Raw genomic sequence first — 3,807 nt, forward strand, 5'->3', positions numbered from 1 at the left:
ACTATTAGCAGAGCAATACCCAACAGAACAGCTTGACCAACTTGAAATATCAGAGCAACCGTCTGGCGGAAATGGGGAAAAGATTTTCCATATTTTCGATAATACAAGTGGGAAGGATATTGTTCGCTTCCATGTGCGCAAGGATCACCCGCCACAGGATGGCTATTGGTTTAATTTCCACTATCACACACACCATGATGGATTCCAAACACATCATGCTTTAGGTGATATTTATTGGAATAAGAATACACCTCCGAAATGGCTAAGTTAATAAATAGGAAAAGGTAGTTCAAGCTCGCATATGCGAGTTTTTGGACTGCCTTTTTTATTTTCGTTTTCTTTAGAAGAACTTTCCACTCCTAGTCTAGCAGACTCGTTTTTCCAGATATGATATACTATTTTTACAATTTAGGACATCATGAATCTACTACATTAGGGTGAACATTCTTATGAAAAAAACAGTTATTCTTACACTTCTATTTGTGCTTGTTGGCTTTACCTTTCATCCCGGTGAAGCGTCTCCCCACGGAGTTCCACTAAAAGAATATCAATCACTCACACTTTATACGGAAACATCAAATTTGAAAAACTATGATACGCTAAAAGAGATTATTTTATTACCAGAAACGGAGTTTAATGAAACCGCTGCAGCGAAAATGATTGAACGTGTTAGTCAAATTGACGATTTTATTTTGCAAGGATTGGTAGATGAAGGTGTTGTGTTAAAGCTATTTACAGGTTTATTAACGGAGGAGCCTACTGCAGCCTATTTGAAGGGGAAAAAGCCGCGTGGGTATACTGAAAATGGTCCGACATGGGATGCTGTGCCGGGAATTGGCGGATCTGAGGTCGTGCTAGCGAAAATAGGGTCTAGTGAACAAGGAAAAGGCCATGGATCTATCAATTTGGAACTTCATGAGTTGGCACATTCGATTGACAAATTTGTCTTTGATTCCATTAGTGAGGACCCTTATTTTCTAGCCATTTGGAAAAAGGAAGTCAATCAAATATTTCCGAATCGTTCCTATTTTAGCGATTATCCCGAGGAATATTTTGCAGAAGTTTTTGCAATGTATTATCTATCTGAAGAAACAAGAAACCATGTAAAAAATGTAGCACCCTTGACATATGAGCTTTTTGTCGAAATAAGTAAAAGTCAGCAATGATTTCGGCTTACTTTTATAGTAAGATATTAGCATGAAGTTTTATAGGGAGTGAATCAATTGAAACATGGAGAAAATGAGTATTTAAATCTATTAAAACATGTTCTTGAAAATGGTGCGAAAAAATCCGACCGAACTGGGACAGGGACAGTCTCTGTTTTTGGGTACCAAATGCGTTTTAATTTAAGTGAGGGGTTTCCCTTACTTACAACGAAGAGAATTCCATTTCGTTTAATTGCGAGCGAGCTGCTCTGGTTTATTAAAGGGGATACAAATATCAGGTATCTTCTGAAAAACAACAATAATATTTGGAATGAATGGGCTTTTAAAACTTGGGTTGAAAGTGATGAATACCGAGGACCTGATATGACGGATTTCGGTAATAAAAGTCAGGTAGATCCAGAGTTTAATAAGTTGTATCAAGCTGAAATGGACAAGTTTAAAGCTCGAATTATAGAGGATGATGAGTTTGCTGCTAAATTTGGTGAGCTTGGGCCAGTTTACGGGAAGCAGTGGAGAGCGTGGGAAACATCACGTGGTGAAACCCTTGACCAGTTGAAAAATGTCATCAACCAGATAAAAAATAACCCAGATAGCAGACGTCATCTTGTTGTCGGCTACAATCCTGGAGATGTGGAATCCATGGCATTACCACCTTGTCACAGTCTATTCCAATTTTATGTGGCAGAAGGGAAATTGAGTTGCCAGTTGTACCAAAGATCGGGCGACAACTTCTTGGGAATTCCCTTCAACATTGCTAGCTATGCGCTTTTAACCCATTTAATTGCATTTGAATGTGGATTAGAGGTAGGGGATTTTATCCATACGATTGGGGATGCCCATATTTACACAAATCATATTGAACAGGTGAATCTGCAGCTTAGTCGGGAGCCTCGTCCATTCCCGACAATTAAATTAAACCCAGCTGTTGAATCTGTTTTTGATTTTGAAATGGACGACATTGAAATTGTGGGGTATGACCCACATCCAACCATAAAGGCACCTGTTGCTGTTTAAAACATTTCTATTTCCAAGATCCTAAGGTATAATCTACCATAGGATCTTTTTTGTGAGGGATGATTATTATGATTTCATTATTAGTAGCAATGGATAAAAACCAATTAATCGGTAAAGATAACGACCTTCCATGGCGTCTACCAGCGGATTTAGCTTATTTTAAAAGAGTGACGATGGGGCACCCCATTTTCATGGGAAGAAAAACATATGATTCAATTGGCCGTCCACTGCCTGGGCGTGAAAACATTATCGTAACACGTGATACTTCTTACGAGGCAGAAGGCTGTAAGGTGATTCATTCTATTGATGACATTGTCAAAATGAGTGAGGAAACTGAAAAGGAGCTTTTTGTTATCGGTGGGGCAGAGATTTTTAAAGAAATCCTCCGACACTCAGATCGATTATACATAACTGAAATTGAAGAGGAATTTGAAGGGGATACCTATTTCCCAGCCTTTGATAAAACCGAATGGAAAGTCATTTCGAAGGAAAAAGGCATTAAAGATGAGAAAAATCCATATGAGTATACGTTTTTAGTCTATGAAAAAATCCCGCAGAACTAAATCTGCGGGTTCTTTTTAAGAAATAAACGGAACATCGACGACATAAAACAGTATGGAGAAAAACATTGCAGCACTTCCCGCTAATACAAACAAATGCCAGATCGCATGGTTAAACGGCATCTTTCTCCATACATAAAAGACAGCTCCAACCGTATACAGAATTCCTCCAGTTAACAAAAGCATAAATCCGTTAAATCCAATGCCTTCATATAAAGGTTTTATTCCAATTACGATTAACCAGCCCATTAGGACATAACAAACGGTTGATAAAACCATGAATTTTTCTACAAAAAAGACTTTAAAAACGATGCCAATAATAGCTAGTCCCCAAACAACTCCAAAAATTGTCCAGCCAAGTGAGCCACGTATCGTTACTAATACGAAGGGTGTATAGGTACCAGCAATTAATAAATAAATCGCCGAGTGATCCAAAATCGCAAACACCTTTTTGGCTGTTGGATGTGTGATGCTATGTAAAAGGGTTGAGAATAAATAAAGAAGAAACATTGTTGCCCCAAAGATTGAGAAGCTTACAACATGCCAGACATCTCCATATTTAACAGCAAATACGATTAACATTACGAGAGCAGGAATACTTAATACAACGCCGAGACCATGAGTAATCGCATTTGCAATTTCTTCTTTTATTGACTCTTGACAAAATGTCATTTCTTTCACCTCAAATCAAATTCTATTACCAATCATACTGCTAAAAAATATAGAATTCAAATGACATTTGTCATATTAAAAATGAAAAAATCGATGTCTTTTGCTCAATCGACGAGAGGATTTTTAATTAATTACAACTGGAAGCGGTTTATTTTTAAATAGTAATAAAATATTTTGAAAATTCCCCTACAGATGGAGGAATTCATGTTATAATGAACAAATTAAATCTTCATTACTGTACTGTGTTGTTGTAGAAAGATGTGAAAGGGGATATGGGGCTCATGGCACATGATGTAAAACAAAAACTAGATGGGATCCATGTAGAGGATATCATAAAAGCAAATCAAACATTGAAGGATGTTATAATCCATACGCCTTTACAAAGAAATGAATTA

5 protein-coding genes are annotated in these 3,807 nt (G+C 37.2%); 4 read left to right on the forward strand and 1 reads right to left on the reverse strand.

The annotated features are described in order from the left end of the window. From V7147_RS24715 to V7147_RS24730, 4 genes are all read left to right on the forward strand, one after another. The coding region (locus tag V7147_RS24715; protein WP_335370447.1) for a YpjP family protein at nucleotides 1–271 on the forward strand (271 nt) is incomplete at its 5' end. 178 nt (nucleotides 272–449) lie between these two features. Next, complete coding sequence (locus V7147_RS24720) at nucleotides 450–1,166, forward strand: anthrax toxin lethal factor-related metalloendopeptidase (protein WP_335370448.1); 717 nt, start codon at nucleotides 450–452, stop codon at nucleotides 1,164–1,166. 57 nt (nucleotides 1,167–1,223) lie between these two features. Next, entirely contained in the window at nucleotides 1,224–2,180 is a 957-nt protein-coding gene (locus V7147_RS24725; RefSeq protein ID WP_335370449.1) for a thymidylate synthase, read from the forward strand. A 68-nt stretch (nucleotides 2,181–2,248) separates the two neighbouring features. Continuing rightward, on the forward strand, nucleotides 2,249–2,743 hold the full coding sequence (locus V7147_RS24730; RefSeq protein ID WP_335370450.1) for a dihydrofolate reductase: 495 nt from the start codon (nucleotides 2,249–2,251) through the stop codon (nucleotides 2,741–2,743). A gap of 15 nt (nucleotides 2,744–2,758) precedes the next feature. Here V7147_RS24730 and trhA read toward each other — a convergent pair whose 3' ends face one another. Continuing rightward, nucleotides 2,759–3,412, reverse strand: coding sequence for a PAQR family membrane homeostasis protein TrhA (trhA, locus tag V7147_RS24735; protein ID WP_335370451.1), 654 nt, complete (start codon nucleotides 3,410–3,412; stop codon nucleotides 2,759–2,761). Between the last annotated feature and the right edge of the window lie 395 nt (nucleotides 3,413–3,807).

Source organism: Bacillus sp. JJ1521 (assembly GCF_036965165.1).
Classification (GTDB): domain Bacteria; phylum Bacillota; class Bacilli; order Bacillales; family Bacillaceae_L; genus Ferdinandcohnia.